We start from the raw sequence: 15,683 nt of genomic DNA on the forward strand, positions 1-15,683 counted from the left end.
TTTTCTCGAACAGCCGAACCTAGAACCTAAATTCAAAGTTTACATTTGCTGCAGTCTCACTTTCACTACGATCAAACCAATTCATCGATTTATAGACCGCCTCACCTGTAATGGCGAACCAATGTGTGAATGCATACTCAAGAGCAATGCTGACACCGGCATTGTGGCCGTCGTAATCAGCGCTAAAATCAAGGCATTGCTCTGGCGTATCACTACATGCTCGAGTTAACATAGCCCCTTCTTCGCTGGCAAGATAATACATCTGCGTATAATCAACATCGATAGAGCCTTTTTGATAAAAGACACTGCCATATAACAAGGCTTTTGAACTTAAACGGTAACCTGAAATAAGTGCAATATCATAAGTATCGTGCGACAAATCCCAATCATAGGTATCGTCATCATAATTACCCGCTAATAGTGGACCATACCCCGCATCTTTACTGCGAATATAGCCAAGGCTAACCGCCATAGAGAGGTTTTTCTCGGCGGCAGACTCTAAAGGGCTGCCATAAAACTGATGCTTAATAGCGTATTTTTCATAATCATGATCGCCGCCAATACCTGCACCTAGGGTAAGCTCCGTCGAATAACCTATGGTCATACTCATCGAAGTAGTTAACGCGGTACTCGTTGATGTGCTCTCACTGGTATCTTTAGCAATAATCTTGCTTGTATCAGTACCAACGGTTGCACGAAAATGAAAGGGGTCACTGTTGATCTCGGGGCTCTCAAAGCGGGCCATCGATACACCTGTTTCGGTTGTAGATTGACAGCCAGCTAATAAACCTAAAGCTATAAACGCCAAAAGAGGCTTTAACGTTTTCACTTAATTTCCTTATATATTATTCTTTTAACGCGAAGATTCTAGACTAAGGCCTGGTAGCTCGCAATAAATTAATAACAAAAAAAGGTACAAACTCTATATTAAGCGCGTTCATCCTTGGGTGATTCCATCACGACATGAGTTGTAATGGTTCTTACTTGTGGGATAGAGCCAAGTACATCAGCATGAAACGCTTTATAGGACTTAAGATCTGTTGTTTCAATTCTCAGCAAATATTCAAACGAGCCAGTTACATTGTGGCACTCTTTTACTTCATCAATAAACTCAAGAGCTTGTTCGAATGCTCGCTGAGATATTGTTGAGTGCTCATTTAAACCAACCCCAACATAAGCGATAAATCCTAGGCCAACAGCCTGATTATTAATAACCGCTCGATACCCCGCAATAACCCCAAGCTTTTCTAATTCTTGCACTCTACGAAGGCATGCTGATGGCGATAAACCCACTTTTTCTGCCAGCTCTGCATTGGCAATTCGGCCATTGCGCTTAAGCTCGCGCAATATTCTATCGTTAATTTTGTCTTTTTTCATTCTTGATTGTGAATTTCAAATATCAATAACAACATTAAGCGCAATAATTGTGCATATTACAACTTATAATTGCATCATAATTTAAATGGAGAAATAGTAATGAGTTTTGAAATTTTAACAGCCTTGGCATTATTTGCGTTGGTGTCATCAATTACCCCAGGACCGAATAACTTAATGTTGATGAGCTCAGGTGCTAACTTTGGCTTTAAAAGAACCATGCCACACTTACTTGGCGTGACGTTTGGCTTTATGTTTATGCTGGTTTTGGTGGGCCTTGGCATCATGCAGCTATTTGATTTGTTTCCACCAAGCTATTTGATATTAAAAGTATTTTGCATTGCTTACTTACTCTATCTGGCGTTTAAAATTGCCACAAGTAATGCACAACAAAAAGCCAGTAGTGAAAGTAAGCCACTTACTTTTATTCAGGCTGCACTATTTCAATGGGTGAACCCAAAAGCGTGGGCAATGGCGTTAAGCGCGGTTAGTTTGTATGCCCCAGACAAAAACCTCACCTCAGTGTTAATAGTAAGCCTTGTATTTGGCTTAATTAACCTGCCATGCGTCAGCTCATGGACTTTACTTGGCGAAAAGCTTCAACATTTGCTTGCCAGCCCAAAGCGCTTGAAAGCATTTAACTACCTAATGGCAATACTATTAATCGCTTCAGTGATGTTTAGTTTGTTTTGATTTGGGCAAGCTTTGCTTGGCTTATTTTTCACATGGCACCAAAAAATCAACATGGTAATGCTCATCATGTCGTACCCAAGATGGTCTAGTCGAAAACTGGATGTGCTTTTTAAATCATCTGCATACTTGGTTTTATAAAGCCTTGCAGGGTTGGGTCAAAGGTCACCCGCCAAAGATCGTAACCTTTTGCTGTTGCCGATGTATGCAGCTCAACAATATGAGCTGCTAAAGCGGTGTAATCAACCTTAAACTGTTCAAACTGGCCTTGTTCATAAAATTCAATGTCGTAGCCAAAACGATTGAAAACGAGAGTTGGCAAATGAACGGATTGCCCCTTTTCGTTAACAACAGATGTCATAAAATCAATAGACAAACCATTTTGATGGGTCTTGTGCGAGTTAAGTTTACTGCCATTTTCTAAGCCCGTTTCAGCGTATTTGTATCGTTTATCTGAATGGGATTTCTGGAGCGTTTGGTAAGCATCAACAATGATGTTTTTTACCTGCGAATGAACATACGTACGCCCTACCAGCTCAGCCACTTTGCTGTAACTGGTAAAGTTATCGCCATTGCTTGGCAGTTTTACTGCATTACGTACATAGCCATTGGCAGTAACCACATAAACTGTTAGCCATAGCCGACTGAGAGCTAATTAGTAAGACTACAACTAAACACGTTTATGCGGCAAAAAATAACGGTCGAAACCAAATTAAAATAAACGCTTAAAGCATACTCTTTAAGGTCGCGTCTTTATCTATGAAATGATGCTTAAGCGCCGCTAAAATATGGATTGAAAGGGCCGCTGATAACAAATAGCCAGATAAAATATGAATTTGCCAGCCAAAATCGCTTAACCAAGCATTAAACGCAACGGCCTGACCCGTTTCATTGTAATTACTAGCAATTAATTGCCACGAAAAAACAGCAATACCAAAACCGCCAAAACCACTATAAAAAGCACCTGACAGTAACATTACAGCTAGCAAGATTAGCAAGCCCCAATGATAAAAATGCAGCCACTTAGTTAAGCTCGTTTGTATGGCAGATTGAAACGGCTGATAGAGCCTATAAACTATCCTTAATAACCAGATGATAGCAATGATCACCGCGATTGATTTATGCCAATGATACAAGCTGTAATCAGTCACCCAGGTCATGTAGTAACCCAACACAAGTACGCTCAGAATTAATATCGCACTTAGCCAGTGCAAAATCTTATGTGTTTTCTGTGTCTTTTTTGTCATGAACTTTATCCTTAAAAACTATATTCATGACTTAATAGTAAAGATTAAGCTTTTGTTTTAAATAAGATTGTGACGAAAGCCATCATTCTGTGACGAATGCACTCGACTCACTTAATACATTTGCTAGAGCAGGCTTAAAAGTTTTGCTAACAGGAATGCTAAACCCTAGTTTCATCTGTAAAGTTGCATTTGCTTTATGAAGATTAAAATCTTCAATGTGGGCTAAGTTTACAAGGTAGCTGCGATGCACTTGCTTGAATTCATAGCAAGGCAAGTGAGCTTGGCTGTTTTTGATGGTATCTCTTTTTAAAAAGCATTCAGATAATGTTTGTATTTCGACATAGTTGCCTGCAGCTTTAATAAATAATATTGATTCTGGAGAAAGTCTCTTAACAACCCCTTTGTGGTTTATTTCAATATACTTAGGTGGACCTTTCTCTGGCTTATCTTGCTTCGCTTGTGGCAAAAACGACATGCTGCATAATCGCCACAACGCCAAAACTAAGCAACACGCTATTAAGTACTTTGGTAAAAGCTGGATAAATGACGCTGCAATTGCATAACCATAAAAAGAGTAATCAATAAAAATACGTAAGATCACCAATGAACAAATAGCAACTGTGCACGCGATAATAAAAACAAATACGTTATTACGGACTCTGCCTTTTAAATCAACAAAAGCCACCAATGCAATATTTAAAGCACATAAAGCCCCCCACTCTTTGAACCAAAAAACCTGTGAGTCCATAAACTGATATTGGCCTCCTGCAGTTAAATGGCGCCAAAAAAAGCAATATACATTAAATAAAATAAAAAAAGCCCCCCATAAAAAAGCCGCTTTTTGCCAAAGTTTTGTTAATTGCTGCCAGTATTTATAAATAATCATAGCCACTCCATTTGAATCATAAAAGATAGCAAAAATAAGTACTTCCTTATAAAGGCTTTTTAATTATATGTTAAAGCTTGTTAGTTCATACAAAAGCTCTCTGGTAAATTCAAGCTAGGCCACTATAATTAGTTCGAGCTTATAATAAAATTGCAATATGTAGTGCTATGTCTTTAAAAGTATTATTAAATTTTAAATTAAACTGGGTGTTTTTGTGCGCCTGTTTTTGGCTTTTTGCTCTGCCAATTCAGGCCAAATATGTGGTGGCTGTTGTGGGTAAAACCAAGAACGATAGCTTTTATCAGCAAGCCTTTAAAGGGTGTGAGCAATTTGCAAAACAACATCTCGATTTTGAATGTATTTACGACGGCCCTAAAGACTTTCAAGATATTCGCACCCAAGTGTTAGTGATCACCGACCTCATTCGTAGAAACAATATTAGTGGTTTATTAATCGCAACCACAGACTCTAATTATCTTGTTGCAAGAGCCCTTAAACAGCTTAAAGATAACAACATTCCTGTAATTACTTTTGACTCTGATCTGCTCGAAGAAGATCAGCAATATCGTTTAGCCTATGTAGGTACTAATAATTTTGATTATGGTGTTGCGTTAGGCAACGAATTAAAAAAATTTACTAACAAAACAACCAACCAAGTGTGTATTCAGTCAGGGCATTCAACGACACCTAATTTAAACAAGCGTATTGAAGGTGTGCGCTATGCATTATCAGGGCAAAAAGATAAACGTTTAAGCGGTGAAAATGGCTGGAGTGAGTTTGATCGATGTCCTTTGTATAGCTTAGGCAAGCGAGAGGTATCCCTCGGCCAGCTCGACAAACTTCTTAACCTCGAAAATCCACCACTATTTTTAGCTGTAGCAGGTTTTGCCCAATTTAACCCTAACTATGCAAACGTAATTGCTAAACATAAACAGCGCATTGCTAATCAAGAGGTAGTGATCGTTTCTGCCGATACAGAGCAAATGCAATTAGACATATTAAAGCAAGGATTATCATCGGCTAACATTGGTCAAAACCCATTTGAAATGGGCCGTCTGTCTGCTGAATTGATGTATCAGTACCTAACTAAAGGTGAGCGACCCGCTAAGTCTCACTATTATTTAGACTTTCACTATTGCCAGCAAAGTAATGCTGGCACTTGCACCGTTAATCACTAAAACTTTGATCTCACTAAAGTGCAATTAACTAGATAAGGACTAGACTTACAACAACTTGATTAATTGAAAGGATTTAGCAATGACACACCTAGTTAGTGATTTGATGACGCCAGACCCGTTTGCTATTAGTGCACAAAATACCCTGCATGACGCTCATAACCTAATGAAAGAGAAGAATGTCCGTCATATCCCAGTGATCAATGAGCACGGTGGTTTAGTTGGCATGTTAACGCAAAAAATCATGATTGCTCAGGTAATGAATATCATGGCTAATTACAGCGCCAGCGCCCTTGAACGAAAAGAAAAACAAACCAAAGTAGTTGATATCATGGCTACCGATTTTACCAGTATCTCGCCAGAGCAACCGTTGCATGACGTCGCTAAGTTCTTTGTCGAAAATCGCCACGGCTGCATGCCTGTAGTTGATAAAGATAACAACTTAGTGGGAATTCTAACCTCATCTGACTTTGTTCGCTTAGCAGCAGCATTACTCTCTTAAGCCGTTAAATTTAAACTTATAACTGCACACTGAATTTTTTACATTCGGTGTGCAGAGTTTTCATACTCCACCTTAGCCATAGCTACTGCAACAAAACACAAAAAAAATCTAACCAAATAAATTCAACAACTTAACCACAAATCTCTTTTAGGCATAACGTTTGCTTCTATCTAACTAAACATGCTTTTAAAACTAAAAGCGAAAGGAAATTAATAGATAATCTCGGAGGAGTAATGAGTAATTCATCATCAAAAGTCGCAGAATTTACAGCACCGGGTGTTAAAGACCAAGCTGCAGCTGACACAATTGCTATTTTAGACCAGCGTATGGTCGCTTTAATCGATTTACACCTCACTTTAAAACACATTCACTGGAATGTTGTTGGACCTAATTTTATTGGTGTACACGAAATGCTCGACCCGCAAGTAAGCGCAGTCCAAGAGATGACTGATACGATTGCAGAGCGTATTGCAACTATGGGTGGCGTACCTGTTGGCACACCACAATCAATTGTAGATCGCCGTACATGGGAAGACTATTCAATTGGTAAAGGTTTAGTGACTGACCATCTATCTTCACTTGATAAAGTATACAACGGCGTCAATAAAGACCACCGTGCAGCTATCGAAAAGCTTGGTGAGCTAGACCCAGTTTCTGAAGATATGATCACCGGCCAACTGGCCGATTTAGAACAATTCCAATGGTTTGTTCGTGCGCACATTGAATCGTCTACTGGCGAATTGAAAGGCTAAACCCCCTAGGTCTATCCGAAGACCCCTTGCCCAGCATTTGCTGGGCTTTTTTATACTTTGTTATACCAACCCGCTTAATTAAGTAGTCTATTTTGAGGCAATTAAACCTCGTTGATAACAAGGCAAAAATTTCGTTATTTAGTTGTTCTAAATGAGAAATTTTTAACGCAGTTAGCGACAGGTTTAATCCCTCAAAATGATTAAGTATTACTGCGGGTTGGTATTACAACCAACCTTTATATTTAAAGAACAAATATGGTGCAAAGCCAGACAGCAACATAATGCCAATTGCAAACGGGTAACCCCATGCCCATTGCAGTTCTGGCATGCTGTTAAAATTCATCCCATAGATACTGGCGACGACGGTCGGCGGTAGAAACACCACAGAGGCAATTGAGAAGGTTTTGATAATTTGGTTTTGTTCGATGTTAATAAAACCCTGAGTCGAGTCCATTAAAAAGTTCACTTTATCAAACAAGAAGGTACAGTGAGACATAAGGGTATCAATATCGAGCACAATTTCACGCAGTGATTCGCGGTCTTCTGTTGGTGCTCCTAAGTAGCGCAGTAAAAACGAGATATTCCGACGCGTATCCATCAAACATAAACGCACCTTGCCGTTGTTATCTTCAAGACGAGAGATTCGGCTGACGGCTTCTTCTAAATCTGAGTCGTCTTCTTCAAGTACATAAGCACTGAGTTTTTCTAATTGATGGTGCATGTCTTCAAGCATATCTGCGTGGTTTTCGACTTTTTGGTCAAACAAAGTTACTAAAAGTTGCTTGGGATTATCACACGCCACTTGCCCTTTTCGAGCACGAAGTCGTAATAAACGAAAATCGGCTAATTCATCATCACGGATTGTCAGCAAACAGTTGTCTTGTAACAAACAAGCCACTGTCACCGTATTAAAGCGCCCTTCATTTGGTGACATAAAAAGCGCATGCACATGCAAGCCTTCATGGTCGATAAAACACCGGGAAGACGCCTCGATTTCTTCAACATCATCAGCACCGGGTAAGGTAATATTGAGGGTGCCTGCCAGTGCTTGTCGTTCTTCTTCTGTTGGATTTATGGTATCAATCCAGTGGGCATTTTTAATAGAAGTAACAAGAGGCGTATCAGCAGCTGGTTCGGTTTCTGTAATTACACCTTGGTCTATAGAAAAAAATCGTAACATGCGCCCTATCCTGATAAATCAATTTAAAGCAAATACTATAGCTGTTCACGTTAATGAACAATGACAATGCTACTAATTCCCGGGTAAAGCAGAAAAATAATTTAAACCTAACATCAATTGCTTATTTCGCTTTTTTGAAACGCACAATAATCATACCTATCAAGATGATACCAAGGCCTATTAAGCAAGGTACAAAAGCGCTTTGCAGGGCAATATCAAAGGCTAAAAAGTCAGGGGAACCCGTTTGCCAAAGCGTCCATTCATAACCAAGTTTTGATGCAATATGTTCACCGCCGCTGCTAAGTACGATGATTGCATCATTGTTATCGGGGTTAATGCGAAGCGTGCTATTTATTGCCGGCTCATTTGCACCATCGTGGCCAAACACAAAATCTCCCGACGCTGTTGGTGCGTAAAGCATGGTACCAAGCCCCCAGATTGGTGCTCCTAAGCTAAATCCTAATGGCTCTCGCATGGTGGTGATCATTTGCGGGCTTAACTGCCCTGTTTGAGGTGATGTTAATGCTTGCACTAAAGCGATTAAGTCATGGCTACTTGCCAGTAAACCTGTGGCCGCTGCCGATGCGTATTGAAAATGCCCAGCAGCTTGCCCACTTTTATCGTACGCAGGTGCTATGTTGTCTAACTCAGTTAGTACATCATAACTGGCATCAGTCATGTTGACTGGCTTAAAGACATTATCATTCATCCAAGTTGCAAAGCGTTGATTCGTCTTTTCTTCTACCAGTAGCTCTAGCATCAGATAGCCGCCACCAGAGTATTGAAAATCGCCCGGTGGTTTCGTGGCTTTAATTTCTCGCACACCCGTTGATGAAAGCGGGTTATCAAGCGACTCAAGTAAACTTGGTACCGTTTCACTTAGAGGAATATCAGCAAACCCCAAACCATCACTAAGCCCAGCAGTATGAGATAACAGATGAGCAAGGCTGACCTTTTGATTATCAAACTCTGAATCAGGTAATTGCCAAGCTGTTAGTTGTTCATGTATTGCTTTAGCTAGGTCAACTTTCTGCTGCTCTGCCAAAATCATCACGCCATAAGCAGTAATAAACTTGCTAAGTGATGCCACAGGGAACAACGTATTTGCGGTTATTTCATCTTTGCTTTTCGAGTAATCTTGAAAAATCACTTCGCCACTTTCAATCAAAACATAAGCTATGTTCGCTTGGTTTTCAGAAATCAACGCCTGGCTGTTGGCAATAAATTGCTCAGTGTTACCAGTCTCAGCAATTGGCTTTAAAAACCAACCACTGACACCACCATACAAACAGGTCGCAGCCCAAGCAGATGAAAAAAATAGCGTTAACAAAATCGTTTTAAACCAGTTCATACCCTACTCCTTGCTGTGCAAACCGAACTAAACTACTTCGATCTGTTCAGGTTTTTTGATAAAGAAAACCATTAAAATTAATAAAGCTGCAGGGAATAAAAATAAATTCAAATAAGCAAAAATCACCGTTAACTGTAGGATACATATTAGTAGCAGTAGAATAGAAAACACCGTAAGTAGTGACGAAATACCATGGCGCTTTGTCAGTAATAAAGCCGCTGTGATTAAACCAACTAACGCATACAAGCCTAAACTCCCAGCCGATACCACCATGGCAATAACCAAAATACTATCAATCACGTCGTTCGATGCTTTATCGCCGACAACAGCAAGGTAAACATCACAAAGAACGGTAGCATGAAAAGCCAATACCAGCACCGCTAATACACATAACAAGATGCGAACGCCTTCTACATCAAACATATCTTTAAGAGCCTTGCGTAAGCTCAAGTACACATATATCTCAAGTGCACCTATGAATAGAAAAATAAGGTCTGAAAAGCTTAAACTTTGTAGGTCAAGCTTAAGTGCTTCTCCTAAGCCATCAAGTGTTTCACCAAAAACTGAAATCCAGTACAAGGGAAATATGACAGCAAGTAACCCCGCTGCAATGCCTGGTATTAAATAGTCACGGTTGAACATATGCCCTCCAAAATCCTGTTGCGTTGTTAAGTTATTCGCTATCACGTTCGTACACCAAAATATCGCCCGGTTGGCAATTGAGCTCTTCACAAATAGCCTCTAGCGTACTAAAGCGGATCGCTTTCACTTTTCCGTTTTTAAGTAATGATAAATTGGTCATAGAAATACCTATGCGCTGCGATAGCTCCTTCAGCTGCATTTTGTTCTTTGCCAATTCTATATCTAGGTTGATTCGTATTTTCATAGTCTAAAAAGTACGCAGCTGGTTTATGATTGTCAAACTTTATTTTACGATTATCATAAAATAAAGAATGAAAAACATAATCGCCATATGTGGAATTAAATCTGTTGTTTGAATTTCAGATATAAAAAAAGCCAGTAAATACTGACTCTTATACCGATTCGCTTTGTTTATAATTTAGGCATTAGCCTGAATGGCAGGTATTAATATTGCCGATAGAATACCCAATAAAAATATGCCACCAATGATCAATACGCCCCAAAATGACCATTGTTTTTGAACTCGTTGAAAATGCTCAACACTATCCCAACGTTTATTCTGCCAAGCCATTTCTCGGCCTTTAAAGCCCAAATAAATCGACACAATAAAACCAACATAAGGCACTAAGGCTAATAAACCAATCCATGTGCTGTTGCCAATTGCCCAAATCCAACTTAGCAAAAAAGCGCCCCAACTAAAGCCTTTAATACCCTCGGGTAAATTGTCTACCTTTCCCTGCCCTGAGTTATTTTCAGATACCATTTCAAGACTTGCTTCGGGTGGAGTGTAATTATCTGCCATGAGTTTTTCCTTATTAATAAGCAAACAGAAATCCTAACTTATAGTATTGAGTGTATTTTAAGCAAGCTGAAAGTTAGCACCTAAAACAGATAATTGTTACCTGATGTGTTTTGTAACATTTATCTCGTTTCCTTTTAATTTCAAATCGCCTAATCTGGGCACATATCTGCAAGGAGAGAACAATGAAAGACTTACAAAAGTTAGTGGGTAATTTAAATAAATCAGGTGCGCTGAGTGGTTTTTTAGGGGGTGTTGCTGGCGGCGGGCTAACTAGTTTAATGGGCGGAAAAAGTAAAAAGAACAGTAAAAAAGCCGTTAAATATGGTGCGCTAGCTGCTGTAGGTGGGCTTGCCTGGAAAGCCTATAAACAATATTCAGAACAAAAAGCGGCTCCTGTGCAGCAAACGAGCTCGCGTGGTTTTGATTTTACTCCAGCCACACTGCCTGAGCAGTCATTTAGTGATGCAATCGACGATAATCATTGTGATGGGCAACTATTATTAATGCGCGCTATGATTGCAGCCGCCTATGCTGATGGCCACATTGATGAAACGGAAAGACAAAAAATCTTCACACAAGTTGAGACAATGCAATTGTCTGTGCAAGAAAAGGCCATGCTGTTCGATGAATTGAGAAAACCAATGCAACTATCCGAGTTAGTTGACGCTGTGCCAAACGCACAAATGGGTATTGAAGTATATGCAGCCAGTGCCAGTGCGATTGATTTAAACCAAGCAATTTCTAAACACTACTTAGACACATTGGCAAGTCAGTTATGTATTCCTAGCGAACTGGTGTTAAGTATTCACAGAGAACTTGCCCTATACCAATAAAAATGGGGCATCTTCGCCCCACTTTAACTAGTGCCTCAGTGATGATTAATGAGGTTTTTTAGTGCCATAACGCACCATATCTTTGCCATTTTCATACACATCATTGCTTACGTAACGACCCAGTAGTAGCTGATGTCTATCATCAAGTACTGCAACAAATGGGCGACCATCGCTATTATTTGTTGCAAGCGCAACACCTGCTACATTCTCAAGCCCTAAACCGCCATTTTCAACTAGGCGTAAAAATGTTTCTAACTCATCTAATGTTTCGATTACATCGTTATCGTTAATCATCTCAAATACTCAGTGATTGCTAATGGGCGTAGCATAGCAGGATTAAAAAAATGGTGCGAATAACAGCCCATAAAGCAACTTAGACTTGGACTAAAAATTGACACAACGGCATACAATTGAAGATACTTCCACTATCGACAGAGACAGTAAAGTTTAATGAGTAACCATTTAACGCTCGAATTAATGACCCCACAGGGCTATCTTGCCGATAGCATACAAGCTATTTGGTATGCCTCAGCGCACTCTCAAGGTGAACAATGGCTTGCCTGCGACGGTGCAACAGGGCTTGTGTTTCCTGTTACCGGTGAGGTTTTACTGGATGACAAGCCGCTTGCTGCCCCTTATGCAATACAAGAAACATCAACTCAAGCATCCAAAGTCACATTTTCATACGACGCGCAGTTTTGCGGAATTCGCTTTAACCCAACCGTATTGTCTGAACTTAAGCGAAACGCACATCCACTCCTTGCTGAGCAATCGCTGTGTGAAATTGCCGAAGGCCTACAAGATAATGCCAGCTTAGAAGCGTTTGTTGCGTTTATTAGCCGCCACTTTACTGATAATAAAAATATTAACCACAGTAACAGGCACTCAAAACACTTAATCCGCTACCTTATTGAGTTAACGCCACTCGAAACCGCTTATCAACTTGCCCCACTCAGTCAACGCCAGCTCGAAAGGCAAGTAAAGGAGCAATGCGGTGTCACCCCTAAGTATTTTGAACGTATATACCGGGTAAAGCTTGCTAAACAAGCAATTAAAGTTAACCCTGAAATGAGTTTTGCAGATATTGCATTAGATTGTGGCTTTACCGATCAGCCTCATTTAATCAAAGAATTCAAAGCAATAATGCACATCACGCCAGCAAAATACCGCAAGTTATTAAAAGACTCTCAAACTAAACAAACAAAGCTTATTTTGCGCTAATCATCTTCAAAACGCAGAATATCACCTGGCTGACAACTTAAGTGCTTACAAATTGCATCTAAGGTTGTAAAGCGTACAGCTTTAGCTCGTCCAGCCCTCAAAACTGATAAGTTTTGTGGCGTAATACCTATCGCTTCAGCTAATTCTGCAGACTTCATTTTTCGCTTAGCTAACACAACATCTAAATCAATAATAATCGCCATTAAATCACTAACTCTTGCTCTTCTTGTAGCTGCTGTGCTTGACCCATGATCCAACCAATAACATAAATAATTAAACCCATCACTAAACCTATAATATCTGTATCTTGTATAACCACGACTCTTCCCAAATCAGTATCTGTTGCAAAGTTTAGAAGAGTAATAAGTAGTGGTGGATAGCATACAACTAGCGCAAATTGCGCCAATAATACGCCACCTAACCATTTAAAACATTGAATATTTTCAATAGCGAAGAAAGACCCACGTCGGTAGAGCAAAAATAACCGAATCAAAATTATATTGATAAGAATAAATGGCAGCAATTGCACAAGACCAAGCCATAAAACACTATCAAAATCACTCTCACTCAATGTTTGCGCTATTCCCTGCCAAGATCCGCTGACTTCAAGACCAATCCACATATGCGCACCATTACTTTGAGTAAAGCTTAAAACATCATTGTCACTAAAAAGCACAATAATGCTTGTAACTAACAAACTAAGGAGCGTAAAAACTAGCAAGCTTAGGATCAGCGTACTCATCCAAACAATTTTTTTCATGACGATTTACTCAATGTTATTTGTTTTAAAAGTTGCTCATAATGAGTCGCTAATTGCTTACCTGTTAACGCATCTGAATGATGCTTCCCCTTTGCGATGTAAATCTGCTTTTGCTGAGATTTTGCGTGTTGATATAAAGCTCTCGCTAACTCAGGTGGAGTTTGTGTGTCTTTTTCACCTGTGATTATTAATAGCGGTGCTTGGTAAACTTGTAACGCTTTTAAATTATCGACTTGGTTAATCTCTTCACTAAACTCAAGCCTAACAAACGGTTTAGCAAACCACGGAATTCGTGCTGCTGTCATCTGTTCAACATTTGTCACACTACCTTCGAGTACCAGAGCATCAACATTGCGCTGACTGGCAACATAACCTGCGATCATACTTCCTAAAGAATGGCCATGGATCACAACAGGCAAGTGATTTAAGTCAGCTCTGCCTTTTACATAATCAAACACCTGTAATGCATCAGCTTGTAGATTAGCCACGCTGGGTACTCCTGAACTAAGCCCATAACCACGATGATCCATCATTAAAATATTTACCTGAAAAGGTAAAATTAGCTTGGCAGGTTCTCCACCAGCGACACTAACGCGAAACTGGTTACCACCAAAGTAAATTACAGTGGCGCGAGCATCTGCAACTTTAATAAGGGTACCTTTAAGGCTGATGCCATCATAGGTAGTTAAAGTTACCTTTTGCGTTATGGCAGTACCATCAACACTTTGTATTTCCTGCATTGTTATTTTTTTATCGGGGTATAAAAAATGAGACTCCTCAATTTTAATTGTTGTACAACCAGTTAATAACACCACAATCAGCGAAACCACTGCAATAGAACCAAATTTCATGTTCACGATCCTTCTAGTAAAAAAACACTATGGCACTATCAAACTTAAAAAACAAACATTAATTACCGAAAAACGATAACTAATTACTCTTTTTCACACATCAAAAGCCTTCCCTTTGAGAAATGATTTTGATCAAAACCGCTATCTCCATTAATTAATTTTTATTCCAGTTCTGTATTGAGCGATTTTATTTGCGCTGGGCTTTTATCCATAGGATAGTTAACTCAAGCCTACTAAACGTGCTGTAACTAAATAGGATTATCATGAAAAAAGTTTTACTTGCCACCAGCTTAATCGCCTCGTCATTTTCTGCATTTGCAGCCGATTTAACCGTTGAAGAACTGCGTATTGAAAAAGCCAGCAAAGCCATGCCAAAGGTGTTGAATGCTTTTGCTGATGAAGTAAACCAATTTGAAAAACAGTGGCAAGCTACCACAAGTTACCAGCAGGCGAGTGACCTTATCGATGACTACGCCAAGCAATTATGGCGAGATGCGAAAGCCCGCATTATTAAAACTAACAGTTTCGACGACCGCGAACTGTATTGGGCACGTTTACTTTCAAGCAAGATTATTCGCACCAGCAAACCAAAGTTTGCAATGACAGACAGTGAACAAACCGCATTATTAACAAGGCTTGAAAATGGCAGCCGAGGCCGAACAGAGCTTGATTACAGTAAAAAAACCGATAAACGTATTTTGATTACAGGTTTTGATCCTTTCTTATTGGATAAAAATATTAATCAAAGCAACCCGTCAGGTGTCGCAGCCCTGTTACTTGATGGCCAAGTTATAAATTATAAAGGCATAAGCGCTGAGATTAATACAGTGATGGTGCCAGTACGCTATGAAGACTTTGATCAAGGTATCATCGAATCATTATTTGCACCTTATTACGCACTTAATAATGTCGATATGATCGCCACTATCAGTATGGGCAGAGAAGACTTTGATCTTGAACGCTTCCCAGGTAAGCGTCGCAGTGTAACAGCGCCAGATAACGCCAATATAATCTATGGTGGCACGGCCACTGCCCCAAAGGTTTCAAGCCTTAATGACCGCCCACTACCTGGTAACGAATTTGTGTTATTCAGCTTACCAGTTAAGCAAATGCAACAAGCTAAAGGGCCATTCATAATTAACGACAACCACAAAGTCGTTACACTTGAAAAAGCATTTGAGCCAAAATCACTTAAAGAATTAGAAGGTGCGATTGCGGTAAAAGGCGGTGGCGGCGGCTACTTATCCAATGAAATTTCGTACCGTAGTATTCGCCTGCGTGATGAGCTTAATTCAGACATCCCTACAGGGCATATTCACACCCCACGTATTCAACAATTTGAGCCAGAAACAGAAGCTAAAATTGTTAAGCAAATTAAAGCAATGCTTGAGCAAAGCTTAGTTGCAATTTAAAAAAA

General features: G+C 39.7%; 21 protein-coding genes. 7 read left to right on the top strand and 14 right to left on the bottom strand.

Annotated features, from left to right (window positions below):
• Nucleotides 1–19: 19 nt before the first annotated feature.
• Nucleotides 20–829: a hypothetical protein gene (locus tag J8Z25_RS12125; RefSeq protein ID WP_250661117.1), complete on the bottom strand. Its 810-nt coding sequence runs from the start codon at nt 827–829 to the stop codon at nt 20–22.
• A gap of 98 nt (nt 830–927) precedes the next feature.
• Nucleotides 928–1,377, bottom strand: a complete 450-nt coding sequence (locus tag J8Z25_RS12130) for an Lrp/AsnC family transcriptional regulator (protein WP_250661118.1) — start codon at nt 1,375–1,377, stop codon at nt 928–930.
• Between the two features lie 99 nt (nt 1,378–1,476).
• On the opposite strand from J8Z25_RS12130, the gene J8Z25_RS12135 reads away from it, so the two are divergent.
• Nucleotides 1,477–2,067, top strand: coding sequence for a LysE family translocator (locus J8Z25_RS12135; RefSeq protein ID WP_130050908.1), 591 nt, complete (start codon nt 1,477–1,479; stop codon nt 2,065–2,067).
• A 109-nt stretch (nt 2,068–2,176) separates the two neighbouring features.
• On the opposite strand, the gene J8Z25_RS12140 is transcribed toward J8Z25_RS12135, so the two are convergent.
• The 3 genes from J8Z25_RS12140 to J8Z25_RS12150 form a co-directional block, all read right to left on the bottom strand.
• Nucleotides 2,177–2,686, bottom strand: a complete 510-nt coding sequence (locus J8Z25_RS12140; protein ID WP_233786752.1) for a penicillin-insensitive murein endopeptidase — start codon at nt 2,684–2,686, stop codon at nt 2,177–2,179.
• 103 nt (nt 2,687–2,789) lie between these two features.
• Nucleotides 2,790–3,311 carry a cytochrome b gene (locus J8Z25_RS12145; RefSeq protein ID WP_167658049.1) on the bottom strand — a complete coding sequence of 174 codons (522 nt, stop codon included), beginning with the start codon at nt 3,309–3,311 and terminating at the stop codon, nt 2,790–2,792.
• A gap of 82 nt (nt 3,312–3,393) precedes the next feature.
• Nucleotides 3,394–4,197: a LytR/AlgR family response regulator transcription factor gene (locus J8Z25_RS12150; protein WP_250661119.1), complete on the bottom strand. Its 804-nt coding sequence runs from the start codon at nt 4,195–4,197 to the stop codon at nt 3,394–3,396.
• A gap of 167 nt (nt 4,198–4,364) precedes the next feature.
• Here J8Z25_RS12150 and J8Z25_RS12155 point away from each other — a divergent pair, with 167 nt between their 5' ends.
• The 3 genes from J8Z25_RS12155 to dps all read left to right on the top strand — a co-directional run bounded on the left by J8Z25_RS12155 (nt 4,365) and on the right by dps (nt 6,626).
• A complete protein-coding gene (locus J8Z25_RS12155) occupies nt 4,365–5,375 on the top strand; it encodes a substrate-binding domain-containing protein (protein ID WP_130050905.1) in 1,011 nt (336 codons plus the stop codon).
• 79 nt (nt 5,376–5,454) lie between these two features.
• Nucleotides 5,455–5,874 (top strand): CBS domain-containing protein, encoded by a 420-nt coding sequence (locus tag J8Z25_RS12160; RefSeq protein WP_130050904.1) that lies wholly within the window; start codon nt 5,455–5,457, stop codon nt 5,872–5,874.
• Between the two features lie 233 nt (nt 5,875–6,107).
• Complete coding sequence (gene dps, locus J8Z25_RS12165) at nt 6,108–6,626, top strand: DNA starvation/stationary phase protection protein Dps (RefSeq protein WP_130050903.1); 519 nt, start codon at nt 6,108–6,110, stop codon at nt 6,624–6,626.
• Nucleotides 6,627–6,849: 223 nt separating this feature from the next.
• On the opposite strand, the gene corA is transcribed toward dps, so the two are convergent.
• The 5 genes from corA to J8Z25_RS12190 all read right to left on the bottom strand — a co-directional run bounded on the left by corA (nt 6,850) and on the right by J8Z25_RS12190 (nt 10,601).
• Nucleotides 6,850–7,806, bottom strand: a complete 957-nt coding sequence (gene corA / locus J8Z25_RS12170; protein WP_250661120.1) for a magnesium/cobalt transporter CorA — start codon at nt 7,804–7,806, stop codon at nt 6,850–6,852.
• A gap of 121 nt (nt 7,807–7,927) precedes the next feature.
• Nucleotides 7,928–9,157: a serine hydrolase domain-containing protein gene (locus tag J8Z25_RS12175; protein ID WP_250661121.1), complete on the bottom strand. Its 1,230-nt coding sequence runs from the start codon at nt 9,155–9,157 to the stop codon at nt 7,928–7,930.
• A gap of 27 nt (nt 9,158–9,184) precedes the next feature.
• On the bottom strand, nt 9,185–9,799 hold the full coding sequence (locus tag J8Z25_RS12180) for a hypothetical protein (RefSeq protein WP_250661122.1): 615 nt from the start codon (nt 9,797–9,799) through the stop codon (nt 9,185–9,187).
• Between the two features lie 31 nt (nt 9,800–9,830).
• Nucleotides 9,831–10,043 (bottom strand): helix-turn-helix domain-containing protein, encoded by a 213-nt coding sequence (locus J8Z25_RS12185; RefSeq protein WP_130050899.1) that lies wholly within the window; start codon nt 10,041–10,043, stop codon nt 9,831–9,833.
• 174 nt (nt 10,044–10,217) lie between these two features.
• A complete protein-coding gene (locus J8Z25_RS12190; RefSeq protein ID WP_167658053.1) occupies nt 10,218–10,601 on the bottom strand; it encodes a hypothetical protein in 384 nt (127 codons plus the stop codon).
• Between the two features lie 182 nt (nt 10,602–10,783).
• On the opposite strand from J8Z25_RS12190, the gene J8Z25_RS12195 reads away from it, so the two are divergent.
• Nucleotides 10,784–11,434 carry a tellurite resistance TerB family protein gene (locus J8Z25_RS12195; protein WP_250661123.1) on the top strand — a complete coding sequence of 217 codons (651 nt, stop codon included), beginning with the start codon at nt 10,784–10,786 and terminating at the stop codon, nt 11,432–11,434.
• A gap of 45 nt (nt 11,435–11,479) precedes the next feature.
• Here J8Z25_RS12195 and J8Z25_RS12200 read toward each other — a convergent pair whose 3' ends face one another.
• Entirely contained in the window at nt 11,480–11,728 is a 249-nt protein-coding gene (locus J8Z25_RS12200; RefSeq protein WP_130050896.1) for a hypothetical protein, read from the bottom strand.
• Nucleotides 11,729–11,884: 156 nt separating this feature from the next.
• Here J8Z25_RS12200 and J8Z25_RS12205 point away from each other — a divergent pair, with 156 nt between their 5' ends.
• Nucleotides 11,885–12,655, top strand: a complete 771-nt coding sequence (locus tag J8Z25_RS12205) for an AraC family transcriptional regulator (RefSeq protein ID WP_178927276.1) — start codon at nt 11,885–11,887, stop codon at nt 12,653–12,655.
• On the opposite strand, the gene J8Z25_RS12210 is transcribed toward J8Z25_RS12205, so the two are convergent.
• The 3 genes from J8Z25_RS12210 to J8Z25_RS12220 are packed head-to-tail and all read right to left on the bottom strand — an operon-like array spanning nt 12,652 to nt 14,266.
• Complete coding sequence (locus J8Z25_RS12210; protein ID WP_130050894.1) at nt 12,652–12,858, bottom strand: helix-turn-helix domain-containing protein; 207 nt, start codon at nt 12,856–12,858, stop codon at nt 12,652–12,654. The two genes, J8Z25_RS12205 and J8Z25_RS12210, sit on opposite strands and share 4 nt — an antisense overlap.
• Nucleotides 12,858–13,415, bottom strand: coding sequence for a DUF2975 domain-containing protein (locus tag J8Z25_RS12215; protein ID WP_130050893.1), 558 nt, complete (start codon nt 13,413–13,415; stop codon nt 12,858–12,860). The genes J8Z25_RS12210 and J8Z25_RS12215 overlap by 1 nt, the downstream gene beginning before the upstream one ends.
• Nucleotides 13,412–14,266: an alpha/beta hydrolase gene (locus tag J8Z25_RS12220; RefSeq protein WP_250661124.1), complete on the bottom strand. Its 855-nt coding sequence runs from the start codon at nt 14,264–14,266 to the stop codon at nt 13,412–13,414. Before J8Z25_RS12220 ends, J8Z25_RS12215 begins: the two co-directional genes overlap by 4 nt.
• 263 nt (nt 14,267–14,529) lie before the next feature.
• Between J8Z25_RS12220 and J8Z25_RS12225 the strand changes: the two genes are divergently transcribed.
• Complete coding sequence (locus J8Z25_RS12225; protein ID WP_178927277.1) at nt 14,530–15,678, top strand: PA0049 C-terminal domain-containing protein; 1,149 nt, start codon at nt 14,530–14,532, stop codon at nt 15,676–15,678.
• The last annotated feature ends 5 nt before the right edge of the window (nt 15,679–15,683 follow it).

It is taken from the genome of Pseudoalteromonas sp. SCSIO 43101 (assembly GCF_023650775.1).
In the GTDB taxonomy this organism is placed as follows: Bacteria; Pseudomonadota; Gammaproteobacteria; order Enterobacterales; family Alteromonadaceae; genus Pseudoalteromonas; species Pseudoalteromonas apostichopi.

Excerpts from the sequence above, each read along its gene's own strand:
- J8Z25_RS12185 (WP_130050899.1), bottom strand. The coding sequence starts at position 10,043 with ATGAAAATACGAATCAACCTAGATATAGAATTGGCAAAGAACAAAATG.
- J8Z25_RS12210 (WP_130050894.1), bottom strand. The coding sequence starts at position 12,858 with ATGGCGATTATTATTGATTTAGATGTTGTGTTAGCTAAGCGAAAAATG.
- J8Z25_RS12225 (WP_178927277.1), top strand. The coding sequence starts at position 14,530 with ATGAAAAAAGTTTTACTTGCCACCAGCTTAATCGCCTCGTCATTTTCT.
- J8Z25_RS12190 (WP_167658053.1), bottom strand. The coding sequence starts at position 10,601 with ATGGCAGATAATTACACTCCACCCGAAGCAAGTCTTGAAATGGTATCT.
- J8Z25_RS12195 (WP_250661123.1), top strand. The coding sequence starts at position 10,784 with ATGAAAGACTTACAAAAGTTAGTGGGTAATTTAAATAAATCAGGTGCG.
- J8Z25_RS12155 (WP_130050905.1), top strand. The coding sequence starts at position 4,365 with ATGTCTTTAAAAGTATTATTAAATTTTAAATTAAACTGGGTGTTTTTG.
- J8Z25_RS12215 (WP_130050893.1), bottom strand. The coding sequence starts at position 13,415 with ATGAAAAAAATTGTTTGGATGAGTACGCTGATCCTAAGCTTGCTAGTT.
- J8Z25_RS12160 (WP_130050904.1), top strand. The coding sequence starts at position 5,455 with ATGACACACCTAGTTAGTGATTTGATGACGCCAGACCCGTTTGCTATT.
- corA (WP_250661120.1), bottom strand. The coding sequence starts at position 7,806 with ATGTTACGATTTTTTTCTATAGACCAAGGTGTAATTACAGAAACCGAA.
- J8Z25_RS12135 (WP_130050908.1), top strand. The coding sequence starts at position 1,477 with ATGAGTTTTGAAATTTTAACAGCCTTGGCATTATTTGCGTTGGTGTCA.
- J8Z25_RS12220 (WP_250661124.1), bottom strand. The coding sequence starts at position 14,266 with ATGAAATTTGGTTCTATTGCAGTGGTTTCGCTGATTGTGGTGTTATTA.
- J8Z25_RS12150 (WP_250661119.1), bottom strand. The coding sequence starts at position 4,197 with ATGATTATTTATAAATACTGGCAGCAATTAACAAAACTTTGGCAAAAA.
- J8Z25_RS12130 (WP_250661118.1), bottom strand. The coding sequence starts at position 1,377 with ATGAAAAAAGACAAAATTAACGATAGAATATTGCGCGAGCTTAAGCGC.
- J8Z25_RS12180 (WP_250661122.1), bottom strand. The coding sequence starts at position 9,799 with ATGTTCAACCGTGACTATTTAATACCAGGCATTGCAGCGGGGTTACTT.
- dps (WP_130050903.1), top strand. The coding sequence starts at position 6,108 with ATGAGTAATTCATCATCAAAAGTCGCAGAATTTACAGCACCGGGTGTT.
- J8Z25_RS12205 (WP_178927276.1), top strand. The coding sequence starts at position 11,885 with ATGAGTAACCATTTAACGCTCGAATTAATGACCCCACAGGGCTATCTT.
- J8Z25_RS12200 (WP_130050896.1), bottom strand. The coding sequence starts at position 11,728 with ATGATTAACGATAACGATGTAATCGAAACATTAGATGAGTTAGAAACA.
- J8Z25_RS12175 (WP_250661121.1), bottom strand. The coding sequence starts at position 9,157 with ATGAACTGGTTTAAAACGATTTTGTTAACGCTATTTTTTTCATCTGCT.
- J8Z25_RS12145 (WP_167658049.1), bottom strand. The coding sequence starts at position 3,311 with ATGACAAAAAAGACACAGAAAACACATAAGATTTTGCACTGGCTAAGT.